This is a genomic window from Streptococcus sp. C300, from assembly GCF_000187645.1.
Taxonomy (GTDB): domain Bacteria; phylum Bacillota; class Bacilli; order Lactobacillales; family Streptococcaceae; genus Streptococcus; species Streptococcus oralis_CQ.
The window spans coordinates 899,775-913,806 of record NZ_GL732466.1; the positions used below are offsets into that span (position 1 = coordinate 899,775).

10 protein-coding genes are annotated in these 14,032 nt (G+C 44.6%); 1 reads left to right on the plus strand and 9 read right to left on the minus strand.

Features of this window, described 5'->3' with window-relative positions; all coding sequences use genetic code 11:
• The 4 genes from HMPREF0849_RS04345 to HMPREF0849_RS04360 all read right to left on the minus strand — a co-directional run.
• Positions 1–532, minus strand: a 532-nt coding sequence (locus tag HMPREF0849_RS04345) for an ROK family protein (RefSeq protein ID WP_033605368.1), incomplete at its 3' end; no start/stop codon positions are given.
• Positions 533–618: 86 nt separating this feature from the next.
• On the minus strand, positions 619–3,264 hold the full coding sequence (locus HMPREF0849_RS04350) for an alpha-mannosidase (protein WP_000432742.1): 2,646 nt from the start codon (positions 3,262–3,264) through the stop codon (positions 619–621).
• A 90-nt stretch (positions 3,265–3,354) separates the two neighbouring features.
• Positions 3,355–4,635, minus strand: a complete 1,281-nt coding sequence (locus HMPREF0849_RS04355) for a glycoside hydrolase family 125 protein (RefSeq protein WP_000263072.1) — start codon at positions 4,633–4,635, stop codon at positions 3,355–3,357.
• Between the two features lie 129 nt (positions 4,636–4,764).
• Positions 4,765–6,054, minus strand: a complete 1,290-nt coding sequence (locus HMPREF0849_RS04360; protein WP_001288431.1) for a hypothetical protein — start codon at positions 6,052–6,054, stop codon at positions 4,765–4,767.
• A 148-nt stretch (positions 6,055–6,202) separates the two neighbouring features.
• Between HMPREF0849_RS04360 and HMPREF0849_RS04365 the strand changes: the two genes are divergently transcribed.
• Positions 6,203–8,290, plus strand: coding sequence for a GH92 family glycosyl hydrolase (locus HMPREF0849_RS04365; protein WP_000803420.1), 2,088 nt, complete (start codon positions 6,203–6,205; stop codon positions 8,288–8,290).
• Positions 8,291–8,326: 36 nt separating this feature from the next.
• Here the strand turns inward: HMPREF0849_RS04365 and HMPREF0849_RS04370 are convergent, their stop codons facing one another.
• From HMPREF0849_RS04370 to adcR, 5 genes are all read right to left on the minus strand, one after another.
• Complete coding sequence (locus HMPREF0849_RS04370; RefSeq protein WP_009013597.1) at positions 8,327–10,006, minus strand: alpha-L-fucosidase; 1,680 nt, start codon at positions 10,004–10,006, stop codon at positions 8,327–8,329.
• A gap of 513 nt (positions 10,007–10,519) precedes the next feature.
• Complete coding sequence (locus HMPREF0849_RS04375) at positions 10,520–12,025, minus strand: zinc ABC transporter substrate-binding protein AdcA (protein WP_000736543.1); 1,506 nt, start codon at positions 12,023–12,025, stop codon at positions 10,520–10,522.
• 9 nt (positions 12,026–12,034) lie between these two features.
• Positions 12,035–12,841, minus strand: coding sequence for a metal ABC transporter permease (locus tag HMPREF0849_RS04380; RefSeq protein ID WP_000950027.1), 807 nt, complete (start codon positions 12,839–12,841; stop codon positions 12,035–12,037).
• On the minus strand, positions 12,834–13,538 hold the full coding sequence (locus HMPREF0849_RS04385) for a metal ABC transporter ATP-binding protein (protein WP_001269480.1): 705 nt from the start codon (positions 13,536–13,538) through the stop codon (positions 12,834–12,836). The genes HMPREF0849_RS04380 and HMPREF0849_RS04385 overlap by 8 nt, the downstream gene beginning before the upstream one ends.
• Positions 13,538–13,978, minus strand: a complete 441-nt coding sequence (gene adcR / locus HMPREF0849_RS04390) for a zinc-dependent transcriptional regulator AdcR (protein ID WP_001249328.1) — start codon at positions 13,976–13,978, stop codon at positions 13,538–13,540. Before adcR ends, HMPREF0849_RS04385 begins: the two co-directional genes overlap by 1 nt.
• Between the last annotated feature and the right edge of the window lie 54 nt (positions 13,979–14,032).

The following is a 14,032-nucleotide window of genomic DNA, read 5'->3' on the forward strand; positions in this document are numbered from 1 at the left end:
CAATTACGTAGCGAACCATGTTTCCTGTAGAGGCTAGTAGCGACCAGTTGTTGAGTTTTTCAGCTGGTTCAATGGTTGTCATATAGCCAAACTCACCACCTAAGCCGTGGCGACCACGGTGAAGCTTGCCATTGATAATCATAGCTCCGCCAATTCCTGTCCCAATCACGACACAGGCTGCATTTTCAATCTCTGGATGAGCTAGCAGTTCACTAAGTCCAACACAGTTGGCATCATTTTCTAGATGGACAGGTAGCTGATGATGAGCAAAGGCCTCATACCAAGAAAAACCGTGAATATAAGGTACGGCACTGATTCCCTCAATTACACCTGTTTCTTGATTGACCGCGCCTGGAACGCTCATAGCGATCCCTCTGTAATCCTGCTCTGATAAGCGTTGGTCTAGCCAAGCTAGTAGATTCTCCAAACTTTCTGGCGTCGGAATACTTGTCTTATCTAGTATTTTTCCATCAGGAGTCAGACTGGCAAACTTAATCCCAGTCCCTCCGATATCAATGGTTGCAATGGTCATTGTTCTTCCCATAAAAAGGGGCGACTCAGTAGTTCATCCTAACTCTTTCGCCCCTCCTTTCTATCTCATAGTATTCTTTAAAACTGTTAAATGTCTTCTTTTTTGATCAATTCTGTGCGAATCTCTTGTGGTGCTAAGAGTCCTGAATGAACTGGATATGGTCGTTCAAGCAAGTCCAAAATGGTTTGTTGGTGTTCTGATATACGCACATTTTCTTGACTCATATTGTAGTAACGAAGGACATATCCTTCTTCATTTTCAGCCACTTTAAAGGCTGTTGGGCAAACTTGTGGTAAGCTGAGTGCCGCATGACTCAAGAGGCTACCAGTCGCAGCAACACTTCCTTCTTGTTTAGCAACTTGAAGACTAGTGAATGGTGTTTGGAAGGCTTTGGCACGACGGAAAGCGGAGAAGCGTTCCCCTGCTTGGTGGCATTCAAGTGTAAACTCGACTTCAAACTCACGCAAGCATTGAGCTTCTGGTGTTGGGAAATAACCCCAGTCACCTAACTCACCTGAGGCACGAAGGATGGTCACTGCAATGGTATCGTCGCCAAGGATTTCATACTCGTGCAGTCCTTTATTGGCCACCGTCACCCCTTTTTCATCATCATACAGACTGACAAAGGCTTGTTGGTGTTGTGGATTTTCAGGATTTTCCCAAGAAGCAGCTGGTTTGTTTGGTCTTGTCACCACCTCATAGATACTTTCAGAGTCATTGCTTGGACGAGTGTTATGAGTCTTAACCAAGAGACGGATACGGTGGTCTTCGGCGGTGTTGGTAAAGCGAGTCTTGAAGCGGATTTGTGGATTGTCAACAAAGACGGTCATCTCTGTTTCCAGAGGAAGGGTTGTCAATTCTTCTGAGCGCCCAGCTTCACGCGTCATAAACTCGATGATACCTCTTTGTTCCGCATCCAGTTTTTCGTCTGCACTTACTGGAATTGTCAATTCATGCTGGAGCAAAATCTTGGCAAAACGTGCTGTATTTTCCAAGACTTCACAGCCTTTGAGTTCTGCGTAGATAGGCTCTGTTCCTTTTGGTTGGAAATAGATGTACTCATTTCCGATGTCACCACGGTCTTCAAAACGAAGAACATCCTCATACGCTTCATGAGTTGTCTTGTCGTAGACTGTGATATTGTCATCCACACTGACCGTTACAAATGGCGTATCAATCACTCCGTTTTGGTAAATACCGTCACGGTGTTCTTGTTCTCCCTCAAGCAATTGGAAGGTTGTCCAAGAAAGTGGTGCCAGATGAACAGGGACTGTCACGCGCACTTGTCGAGCGATGCGAGCCTGACGGAACTTATCTTTTGGCAAATCATACTCAAAGTTAGCTCCCAGATCTTCGATTTTCGCTTCTACAGCATGCCCCTCCAAGTCTTCGACACGGTAGCTTGGCAAGGTCAAAGCTGCCATCTTCTTATAGCCTTCTGTTGGGTGCAATTCCTTGAAATCACAAGTCGCTACATCAATTACTGTGCTGACCGTATCAACCTTGTCATGTAGGCCTGTGTTGATGACGGTAAAGAGATGGTCGCTTTGCGCTTCGTGGGTTGCGATTTTGCCCTTCCACTCGTTGAGAAGATTGGCCTTAACGAAATTTCCGACTTGGTTGACCTTGGCAAAACGTGTTTCCATCTCACGGTGAACCTCGTCCACACTACAGCCACAGATACTATCATGTGGCGCATTTTGTAGAAGAACTTTCCAAGCATAGGTCAACTGGTCCTTATGGTTGTGACCACCAGTGATGACAGTCAATGGCTCCACTACTTGTTCTAGGAGGTTGCTATTTTCTTGGAAGGCTTGTTTGAGGTAAATGCGTGATGAAGAAGTGTTGGCAAGTGTGTACCAGCCATCTGTTTCCTGACTTGTCAACTCACCTGTAACCGTTGATAACTGCTCCGGTAGAGCACTTTCTACTGCATGGATATAGTCATCAAAGGAACTATGCACAAAAGTCACATCTGGGAAGAGTTCATTGGCCACACGAATGGCTTCACTCAGATTTCGCTGTACAGGCTGGTGGTCACATCCGTTCATCATCAACCACTGGTTGGTCGAAGCATAGTCACGCACGTCTGACAATTTTTGTTTCCAAAAGGCCAGGGCTTCATCCTTATCAACTGGAATTTCATTCCCATTACTATACCAGTTGGCAAAGAGGATACCGAGGACACGACTTCCGTCCGCACCCTGCCAGTACATTTCTGAAAACTGGGATGTGAACTGCTCATCTTCGAGGACTTGGTTGTCAAATCCAATCGGCTTGACACCACGGCCAAAAGCTGCCACGTGAATACCTGATTTTTGAAGGATTTGAGGAGCTTGTCCCATATTTCCAAAGGTATCTGGGAAGTAACCAATCTGAGTGGATTTGCCCCATTTTGCACATTCTACTTGACCAATCAAGGTATTGCGGACGTTGGCTTCACTTGAAATCAAGTAATCATCCTGCAAGATGTAAAAGGGACCAATTTTGAGTTTGCCTTGGTCAATGTAACGTTGGACCTTGTCGCGATTTTCAGGGCGAATTTCCAAATAGTCATCGAGGACAATGGTTTGTCCATCTAAGTGGAAACTCTTGAACTCAGGGTCATTTTCAAAGAGATCAAAAAGATTATCAAATAATTCCACCAACTGCATACGGTGGCTTTCAAAAGGTAAGTACCACTCACGGTCCCAGTGACTATGTGAGATAATATGTACAACAACATTTTCCATGAAGTAAAACCTCATTCTAAATTTAAATTTTAACGTTTTAAATGTAAAGGTGTGATTCTGACACGAATCGGTGAAACTAAAGCGAGCTCCTTAACGAATATCCAGGTAATCCAAGACTAATTCACAGAACATCATGTTGGCCCAAGAGAACCATTCACGTGAGTAAAGCGTTGGGTCATCCACGTGGAAGCTTTCATGCATAACACCTGTACCACCATCGCAAGCAACCAGCTGATCCAACAAGAATTTCTTCTCCGCCTTATCTCTTGTTGTCAAGCCTTGGATAGAAAGGGCGATTGGCCAGATATAGCGATAGAAGGTATGAGAACTTCCGAGACCGCTAACGTATTCTCCTTGGTAGAAGTATGGATTTTCAGGGCTCAGAATGGTCCGACGAGTTGCTTGGTAAACCTCATCGTCAATGTCGCAGCAGCCCAGATAAGGCGCAGCCAGCAGACTTGGTACGTTTGGATCATCCATGATGCTGGCATTTCCTAGACCATCCACTTCAAAGGCGTAAATCTTTTCGCCCTTGCTATTGGTGGTGTAGGCATAGTTTTCGATCCCTTCTTGGATCTCTGCTTGCAGACGTTTAGCGTCTGCGATGACACTCTCGCTATCAGCTAGATTCAATCCTGCAAAGATTTCTTGGACATAACCCAAGACAACGACCGCAAACATATTGGACGGAACCAAGTAGCTATACTGACAACAATCATCACTTGGACGGAAGGCTGACCAGGTCATTCCTGTCACGGCAAAGTCAGGACCAAAACCATCATTTACCAGAGTATCTTCCTTACGGTCTGTATCCCGAATAAAACGATAAGGAGAGTTGTTGTGATCTTGCTCTACCGTCCAGAGATGAAGGATTTCCTTGGTTGCTGTGACAAAAATTTCATCAAACTGACTGGTTTCGCCAGTCTCTTTCCAAAGGAGATAAGCCAACTGCAAAGGATAGCAAAGCGAGTCCACCTCATACTTACGCTCCCAAATCCAGCCGTTAAGGTCGGTGTGGTCAGTCTCATGGTGACCCTTCCAGTTCTCCTCAATGTTAAAGGAGTTGGCATAAGGATCCTTGAGCACCAAGGTCATCTGACGCTTGACCAAACCTGCAATGGTCTGACGCAAGAGAGGATCTCTTTTAGCCACATGAAGATAGGGTCTGAGTTGGGCAGTCGAATCCCGAAGCCACATGGCAGGGATATCCCCTGTTAATACAAAGGTTGAACCATCTTCTAGAATCTCAACCGTATTGTCCAAGGTGTCGGTGTAGCAACGCTCAAAGACATCCACCCACTCCGGATGGTCCTTGGCACGCTCTGCTACTTCATCCAGCCACTCTCTGACGATTTCTTTAGAATAAACCATTTTTAATTTTACCTCTTTCAAACAAGTTTCATGTTCAGTATAAAAAAAAACGCCTCCAAAAGATATACACAAACTAAAGTCGTTTTGAAACAAACTTATGAAAAAAAGTTGGGGCTCTCCCCCAACTTTTTATTCACTTTTCTTTTCTTCGTAAACCTTATAACCTTCGGTAGCCAGTTCAGCTTTTAGACCTTCTAAATCTTTTGATCCCCAGCTTGATACTTTAGAAGCGGCATCAAGATCTAGATTATTGTCCTTCAAAAGGTAAGCTTGATAACCATAGTATTTGTAACGAACTTCTTTTGAATTGCCACTTGACCAAGTTACTTTATAAACTGTTATCAATGAAACTTTTCCATTTGATTTTTTATTCTCTTCTGGGATGACTTTCAAATAACTGCCTTGCGACTCTAAAGTGTAGGTGCTAAAGGAACTATTTTGATTTTCAGACTTGCTATAGTCATCATTCTTTTTCAGAAGATCCGCAAAGTTCTTCACATCTTTTAAGTCTTTCAACCCTTCAACAGTCACCTCGACCTTATTGTTGTCAACAACTTTTCCTTTTGACTTTAACTCATTGATATAGGTCACACTAACAGTAAGAGTAACTGTATCTCCGTTCTTCAAGTTTGTCGGACGTTTGTTATCTTCAAAGTTGAAATAGCCATCTTTATTAGGATTTTCTGTAATGGACGCTATGCCATACCCATTAAATCCAGTAAATGTCACAGGAGTTTCTTTGAGCAAATCCGCTGTTGATACTTTCTCATACTCTTTCAAGTCAGCAACCTTAAAGGTTTTCTTTTCTGCTTTGACTGCTGCACTTTGAGAATTCGTTGTGATTGTAAAGGTAACCTCATCACCATTTTTAAGTTCACTAGTTCGATCGAAATTAAATTGGACGCTCGTAATCATCGCTTCAGCTTTTTGTAACATGGCTGCTAGTTTCGGATTTCTACTCACTTCCGAATAAGCCACAGGATCTTTTTGAACCAAAGCTTTCGCTTGATTATTGTTAAATCCAGCCTTTCGATAAGACAATTCTTCGATTTTAGATGCGATTTCTTCGCTGTTATAAGTCAACTTCCCAGTTTCTTCATATCCTGAAAATTGAACCTTTACTTCGCCTATAATACTCTTTGGTTGTGAGTCATAAATATTGTAGCCAACGAAAGCGACAATCGCAAGCGCAACAATAGCAAGTACTGCAATGATTTCCTTGCGCTTTGTTTGCAATAAGGTTTGAAGGCTGATTCCTTCTTGCTTCGGTTCTACCACTTGATCACTTTTCGACTCTTCCTCAATGTTAGGCTGATCTTCTTTGTGACCTTGCTCAATTGTTTCTGTCAGCTCGGGAGTCTGCTCCGTCACCTTTTCTACCAATTCATCATTGGCAGGATTCTTTTCAAATTCACTCATAATAATCTCCTTTCTTAGCCTCATTCTAACAGAAAAGAGTATGTTTGTAAATCTTATTTAGATATTTATGCACTTATTTTAGCTTTTAGCTGTCTTCCTTTATTTTTGTGTTATACTGTATACAAAAACGTTTACAGAAAGTTAGTTTATGAAACCACTACTTGAAACCATCGATACCCGCTTTGGTACTGCTAGCAAGCATGCCTTCTCTCGGGGAAATACCCTGCCATACACAGGCGTGCCTTTTGGGATGAATTATTTTGTTCCCCAGACCAGCGATCAGGAGGGAGCTTGGTTTTTCGATCCGCATCTGCCCATCTTTCAGGGGATTCGATTGACCCATCAACCCAGCCCTTGGATTGGCGACTACTCTTGGCTCCTTCTGACACCTGTCATAGGCCAGCTAGGTGGAGACAGCCTCTTCCATCGTCAGTCTTCCTATGATATAGATAAAGCTTGCTTCCAGCCTCACTACTTGAAGCTCTTTTCTCTGCGTTATCAGATTGAAACCCAGTTAACCCCTACCTGCTATGGTGCCTCTATGCGCCTAGAGCAAAAGCAAGGCAAATCCCTCTCCCTCTACCTTCACGCAGCAGATGACCTAACAGTTGAGCAGGTAGATAAGCGGACTCTGGCCCTAAGACAAGAAGGTAAAACAGAGACCAATAAAAATCCGCTGATACTGTTCACTGCCCTACAAATGAATACGGATATTCTTGCTGTCAGCCAAGAAGTCGGAGACTGGCGAATTGACTTAGCAAGCAGTCATGCTGAGATCCAGTTAGCAACTTCTTTCATCTCCCCTTCTCAGGCTCTGCTTAATCTACCTCAGAAGGACTTTGATAGCTGTAAAGCAAATGCACAAGCAGACTGGGAAAATCTCCTCCATCGTTTTGATGTGCTGGAAACAGGAGAGGCTGACCGAACCTTCTTTGATCACTGCCTCTACAGACTCTTCCTCTTCCCACAGACATTTTATGAAGTGAACAAGTCAGGGCAAACCATTCATATGGATCTGACTACTGGTACTGTCAAGCCCGGCGTCCTCTTTAGCAACAATGGCTTCTGGGATACCTTCCGCACCACCTTCCCCCTCTTTGCCCTTATCATATCGGAACACTATCACTGCTTTTTAGAAGGTTTCCTCAATAGCTACCGCGATACTGGTTTCCTTCCAAAATGGCTGGCCCCAGACGAGCGTGGTATGATGCCTGGTACCCTTTTAGATGGCATTATCGCAGATAGCGCCTGCAAGGACATGGCCCCCGACCTAGAAGAAGAACTCCTCCAAGCCATGCTTGAAACAGCCAGCAAGTCCGATCCTCTCGGCATCAATGGTCGTCACGGATTAGCCCAATACCAAGAACTGGGCTACCTCTCTACCGACCACCACGAAAGCGTCAGCCACACCCTAGACTACGCCTATAGTGATTTTTGCATCGCCAGCTGTGCCGAAAAACAAGGTCAGAATGACATCGCGGAAACTTATAGAACTTCGTCACAAAATTACCGCCATCTCTTTGACTCTGAGACAGGCTATATGCGTGCGCGAGATTGTCAAAGAAACTTCCGCCCTGACTTCTCCCCTTATAGTTGGGGACGCGACTACGCCGAATGCTCTACCATTCAAGCGACTTTAGGCGTCTTACATGACATCCCAGGTTTGCGTCAACTCATGGGCGGAAAAGAAGCATTTAGCCACTACCTTTTGAAAGCCTGTCAGGATGCTCCCCTCTTTGAAACGACAGGCTATGGTTACGAGATTCATGAAATGAGCGAGATGGCTACCGCTCCTTTTGGGCAAATCGTCATTTCCAACCAGCCTAGCTTCCACATCCCTTATCTCTTCCGCTACAGTGACTACCCCGACTACACTGCTCTACTCATCAAAACCTTGCGTCAGAAAGCCTTTCGCCCAAGCTGGGAAGCCTATCCTGGCGATGAGGACAATGGCAGTCTCTCGGCTTGGTACATTTGGTCAGCTCTTGGTTTTTATCCGACCTGTCCGGGCAAGCCCAGCTACGATCTCGGAATCCCTCTCTTTGACCACCTCCGTATCTACCTGGCTAAGGAAAATAAATGGCTGGATATCCATGCCGAGCAAAACTACAGCCATTTCAACTTTGTCAAAGAGTGCCGATTGGACAATACCCCAGTATCTAGCATCCAACACCAAGACCTCTTGAAAGCTGAGCAACTGACCTTCACCCTCAGCTGGTTGCCAAATCACTCATAACCAAAAGAACCTCTGCATCTCGCAAAGGTTCTTCTTTTATGAAACTTGGACCTGAAGCTGGTCAACAAGCTCCCCATCTAGCGTTAAATTCAAATAAAAATCAAGGATTTTATCTCCTGCAAAATACAAGGTTGGTAACGTTAGCTTTTTTTCAGTCTCGCCAACTTGAAACGCAAGGACATGAATCTCATCCTGATAGGCGACACCATGCACCCCCATCCCTGGTTGAATCGAAATCTTAGCTTCTAAAAGACTACTAGATTCTCTGCGCTTAACTGTAAAGTGGACATTTTCTCCCTTTGCCACAGCTAGACTGCTCTCAGAAAAAGCTAGATCCTGAGAGTTTGCTTTTTTCGACAAGGTAGGAGTTTTATAGAGAGAAATCTTGGTTAACAAAGGCAAAGCCTGTGCCTCTGTGATGATTACACGCACCTTCTGAGTCTCTACCATGGATCCTCGCAAAAGGCGTTTATAGCCTACTGTAAATCCGGATCCAAACTCCTGCCAGATACCATCCAACTCTACCTGAACATGGAAAGCAGCGATGCGTTGCCCCAGCTTCAAATCTTCCCTCAGCTCGATCACATCAAAAGTTTTAGGTGACTCTAAATCGAGCTCTAACTGAATTGGCAGTTCTGCATCACTTGCCCAAGAACTAGTCTCCAGGCCATCTGTCAGATGATGACAGGCAAAGTCTGGTGATAGAGCCGGACCAGATACCTTGCTTCCCAGAGCCAAATCTTCTTTGTAGAGCTCATCACAGTAAGCTCTAAATTCATACAGTCGCTGAATATCCCTTTCATCAAAGAGACCATCTTGGTTTGGCGGAATATTGAGCAAGAGAGGGGTTCCCCGCCCCACTGAGTGAAAGTAGATTTCGACCAATTCCTCAAGAGACTTGGGATCCTGATCCTCATGGTAAAACCAACCCGGCCGAAGGGATACATCCGCCTCACCGATTGAAAACAACGTCCCTGAGGGATCACCGTGCTGTAGATAATCTAACGCAGCCTCTGTCCCCAGCTGGTCTGGTTTCACCTTTTGCCACAGTGGGTCCCCTGCATAGCCTCGTTCATTCCCAATCCAGCGAATACTAGTTGCCTCAGTTGAGAAAATCAAACAATCGCCCTGCAAGTCACGAATGGTTTCAAACCAAGTCTCAAACTCATAGTTGACCTGCTGGGCCCCTTCCCCTCGAGCACCATCCATCCAAACCTCAGTGAACTTACCAGCATTCCCATAGTTAGGATTTGATAAGATTTCCTTCAACTGAGCCAGATAATAGGCATTGTAGTCTGCTTCTCGGTCCACATGATAAAGGGGACTATGGGCATCCCAAGGAGATAAATAAACTCCCATATCCATGTCAAACTCAGTTGCAGCTTGGGAAACTTCAAGGAGCAAGTCCCCCTTTCCATCCCGCCAAGGACTAGCCTTGACCGAATAGTCTGTATGTGCTGTCGGGTAGAGCACAAAGCCATCGTGGTGCTTGACCACCACAATCAGTTTTTTAAAACCTGTTTCTTTGAGCACCCGAACCCATTCACGCGCATCCAACTTGGTCGGGTTAAAGCGTTCAGGCTCCTCCTGACCTGTTCCCCATTCCTGGTCATAAAAGGTATTGGGGCCAAAATGGATGAAGGCAGCTAGTTCATCTCCCAGATAAGCTAGCTGGGCCTGACTTGGTAATGGTCCATGTGGTTTTATGTTCGTCATCATCTCGTATCTCTTTCTCTTGTTCACAAAGTTATCCACAACTTGTGGATAAGAAAACATTCCTAAAAACTAGCTTTTTCAGTCTCTAGCTCACCTGTAACCCTAAACAGACCTTTATCAAACAGCTCTGTACTAGGGTTTCTACTAGCTTTCCAGAAATTCACTAACATACGGAACTATTATCAGGATGCTTCATCGCCCTGGATTATATATCATTTTCCCCTAGACTTATCCACAGACTGTGAATAAACTAGTGTTCCAGACCGCTCTCTCTTTGACTATAACAAAAAGCGATAGCAGCGTCAATATGACTAAGATTCCTTCCTAAATCCCCTGAAAAGATTCTATAATTTGTACAATCGTAGCTTTTGCATTCGCCAGCTAGTTAGAATCTGTCAGTAGAAAATGACTTCTTTATCACATTGTGAACAGTACATCTGTGATACTATAATACCTAACAACCTAATCGTTTCCAGCAAAAAATCCCGCAGATTTGCGGGATTCTCTCTTGCATCAATGCGCCAACATTTCTTGGGCAATTTCTTGGCCAGATAGGTTATCTGGGTAGTAGGTTGGCCAGTTATCCATCTCTTCAAAGAGAGCTTCTTGGCTAGTACCTCCAAAGAAGATATGGAAATGTTCTGCCTTAACTGGGGCAATATTGTGGTCACTAAACTGAACATACTTGAACTGTCCAGCATCCGCATCTGTCGCTTCAAAGAGGAAACGCACGCCACGATTGCCTTTCTTATAAGTCAAGATTTTCTTGCCGACATACTTGTAGGTGAATTTCTTGCTTTGGCCACCTTGAACAAATTCCATAGTGTTGTCCGTGATGTTGATCTTAGTCACATCTGTCTGATAGCCTTTTCTATAGTAGGCCTTGTACTCATCCTTGGTCATCTTGCCAGTCAACTTAGCCTTGTAGTCAAAGACTTGATCAAAGGTCCCATCTTCAAGGAAAGGATAAACTGACTGCCAGTTGCCTACATAGTCACTCAAGGTACGGTCTTTGACATCTGCATCCTCAAAGTAACCATTGTGAACTGTCTTGGTATTTTCTTCCTTCTCTGGCTCGATTTCCGGTCCTTCTTGGTCCGTTGTCTGTTTCAAAGCCTTGAGGTTTTTCTCCATCACGGAGATATAGTCCTCACCAGCCTTGGTTGCTTCTTCTGTTAGACTTTCTAGCGGATTGAGCACGTCTAGTTTGACACCTGTTTCTTTTGAGAGTGTATTAGCTAGGGCTTGTGAGGCATTTTCTTCAAAGTAGATATAAGAAATCTTGTTTTTCTTGATATACTCTGTCAATTCTGCCAAACGTGCTGCTGATGGTTCTGCATCTGGTGAGAGACCTGAGATAGATACTTGCTTGAGACCGTAGTCCAAGGCAAGGTAGTTAAAGGCAGCGTGCTGGGTCACAAAGCTCTTTTGTTTAGCTTGAGACAAACCATCTGTGTAGGCCTTGTCCAATGCTTGCAATTTTTCAATATAGGCAGCTGCATTCTTCTCAAAAGTCTCTTTTTTATCAGGATAATCTGCTGACAAGCTGTCACGGATATGCTCTACTAGTTTAATGGCGCGTGCTGGTGAAAGCCAAACATGAGGATCGTAGTCGTGATGGTGACCCTCGCCGCTATGATCATGCCCTTCCTCTTCTTCCTCACCACCTGGCAAGAGGAGCATATCACCTGTCGCCTTGATAGTTTTCACTTTTTTCTTATCCAAGGATTCTAACAATTTTGGAACCCAAGTTTCCATATTTTCATTTTCATAGACAAAGGTATCTGCGTCTTGGATTTTGGCAACTGCCTTGGCAGACGGTTCATATTCGTGAGGTTCTGTACCAGCACCAATTAGAAGTTCTACATTAGCAGTATCTCCTGCGACTTGCTTGGTAAATTCGTAGACAGGGTAAAAGGTTGTCACGATATTTAATTTCCCATCTGCCTGTTTTTGATTGGAACAAGCCACTAAAAACAGGGCACATAGACTAGCCAGTAGTAAGCTCAGTTTTTTCATTTCATTCTCCTATTTGATAAAACGTTTCAGTAGACTAACTAACAAAAAGACAGCTACAAAGATAATGGTGATACTAGCGCTGGCAGGTGTTTCCGCATAGTAGGAAATATAAAGTCCTGCCACCATTCCCAAAAAACCAATAGCGCTGGCTAGTAACATAACGGATTTGAAGTTTTTCCCCAGACGAAGGGCAATGCTAGCTGGTAAGACCATAATGGTCGACACCAAAAGGGCTCCTGCAGCTGGAATCATAAGGGCAATGGCCACCCCTGTCACCATGTTAAAGAGGATAGACATGGTACGAACTGGCAAGCCATCCACAAAGGCCGTGTCCTCATCAAAAGTCAGGATGTACATGGGACGTAAGAATAAGAAAGTCAAGAGCAAAACGACCGCAGCAATGGCAAAGAGGAATAGCACCTGCTCCTGGCTAATGGTCACAATAGACCCAAAGAGGTATTGGTCCAAACTCATGGAGCTCGAACTTTTCCCCTTACTCATGACAATCAGAGACACTGCAAGTCCTGTTGACATGAGGATGGCAGTTCCGATTTCCATAAAGTTCTTATAGACTGTCCGGAGATACTCTAGAAAGACCGCAGCAATCAAGACGATAGCAATGGTTGAAATAGTTGGAGAAATTCCCAAAACCAGACCAAAGGCTACCCCTGACAGAGAAACGTGACTGAGGGTATCACTCATGAGACTCTGACGACGTAAGATAAGGAAGGTCCCAAGAACTGGAGAAAAGAGACTCATGGCAATGACCGCCAAGAAGGCACGCTGCATGAAGTCATAAGATAACAAACTAAGCATGGTCCACCTCCTGGTCGCTTTCGTGAACGTTGAAACAACGCCACGGCGAATCTTGGTTACGCACTAGATGGATATTGCGGTCTGCATAGGCCTTGACCTCCTCAGGGTCATGGGTAATCATCAAAACAGCCTTGCCATGATGGTGAGCACTATGGTGCATGAGTTCGTAAAATTCATTTTTGCTTCCTGCATCCATCCCTGTCGTCGGCTCATCCAAGACAAAGATATCTGGGTCAGAAGCAAACATCCGGGCAATCACTGCTCGTTGCTTTTGCCCTCCCGAGAGGGAGCCAATTCGTTTGTCACGGTGTTCCCACATACCAACTGAGTCTAGACTGGCCTTGATATGCTCCTCATCATGGGCGTTCAAGCGACGAAACCAACCCTTTCGCGGATAGCGACCCGACTTGACAAATTCATAAACCGTACTCGGAAAACCAGCATTAAAACTGGCAATCTGCTGGGGAAGATAAGCTATCCTAAGCTTTTTCCCATGAGTATTTGTCTTTGAGATGGTTACCTTGCCAAATCTTGGCTGCAAGATGCCTAGGCTCGCCTTGATAAGCGTTGTCTTGGCAGCTCCATTTTCACCAGTCAGGGTGACAAACTCCCCACTATCAACACTGTAGTTGATGTGCTCGAGGACAGGTTCTTTGTCATAATAGAAAGACAAGTCCTCTACTGTAATATACCGCATTATTTGATTTCTCCTACTAAAGCAGTTAAAAACCGCTGGATAACTTCTTGTTCATTTGGAGTAAACTGACTTGCCACTTGTTCATAGGCTAAGAGCGTGTGTTCATGATGATGGTGGTGTTCCTCTGCCACTGGTCGAGCTAGTTCTGTCAGTTGGTAAAAAATCACACGCGCATCCTTTGGATCTCTAGATGTCTCTAACATACCCTCTTTGACCAAAGATTTGATAGCCTTGGTCACTGCTGCCTGACTGACGTTAAGACGACGGGCCAACTCCGAGTTGGTTAGGGATTCTTCTGACAAGAGCATGAGGATGTGTTCCTGAGTATTGGTCAAGGCAACATCACTGGTACAATGCCCGATCAAAATTTCATGCTGGTTCTCAGATCTCAAGATCACCTCGTTTAAAAAGTTATCGATTTCCTGCGCAAGCTGTCTCATGTGTTACTCCTTCCCTAGCTATCTTTTTCGTAAAAAATAGAGATAGCCACCGAT

What these genes read in the sequence shown, in the direction of transcription:
- HMPREF0849_RS04385 (WP_001269480.1), bottom strand. Translation starts at nt 13,538, where the DNA reads ATGCGGTATATTACAGTAGAGGACTTGTCTTTCTATTATGACAAAGAA.
- HMPREF0849_RS04365 (WP_000803420.1), top strand. Translation starts at nt 6,203, where the DNA reads ATGAAACCACTACTTGAAACCATCGATACCCGCTTTGGTACTGCTAGC.
- adcR (WP_001249328.1), bottom strand. Translation starts at nt 13,978, where the DNA reads ATGAGACAGCTTGCGCAGGAAATCGATAACTTTTTAAACGAGGTGATC.
- HMPREF0849_RS04380 (WP_000950027.1), bottom strand. Translation starts at nt 12,841, where the DNA reads ATGCTTAGTTTGTTATCTTATGACTTCATGCAGCGTGCCTTCTTGGCG.
- HMPREF0849_RS04350 (WP_000432742.1), bottom strand. Translation starts at nt 3,264, where the DNA reads ATGGAAAATGTTGTTGTACATATTATCTCACATAGTCACTGGGACCGT.
- HMPREF0849_RS04355 (WP_000263072.1), bottom strand. Translation starts at nt 4,635, where the DNA reads ATGGTTTATTCTAAAGAAATCGTCAGAGAGTGGCTGGATGAAGTAGCA.
- HMPREF0849_RS04370 (WP_009013597.1), bottom strand. Translation starts at nt 10,006, where the DNA reads ATGACGAACATAAAACCACATGGACCATTACCAAGTCAGGCCCAGCTA.
- HMPREF0849_RS04375 (WP_000736543.1), bottom strand. Translation starts at nt 12,025, where the DNA reads ATGAAAAAACTGAGCTTACTACTGGCTAGTCTATGTGCCCTGTTTTTA.
- HMPREF0849_RS04360 (WP_001288431.1), bottom strand. Translation starts at nt 6,054, where the DNA reads ATGAGTGAATTTGAAAAGAATCCTGCCAATGATGAATTGGTAGAAAAG.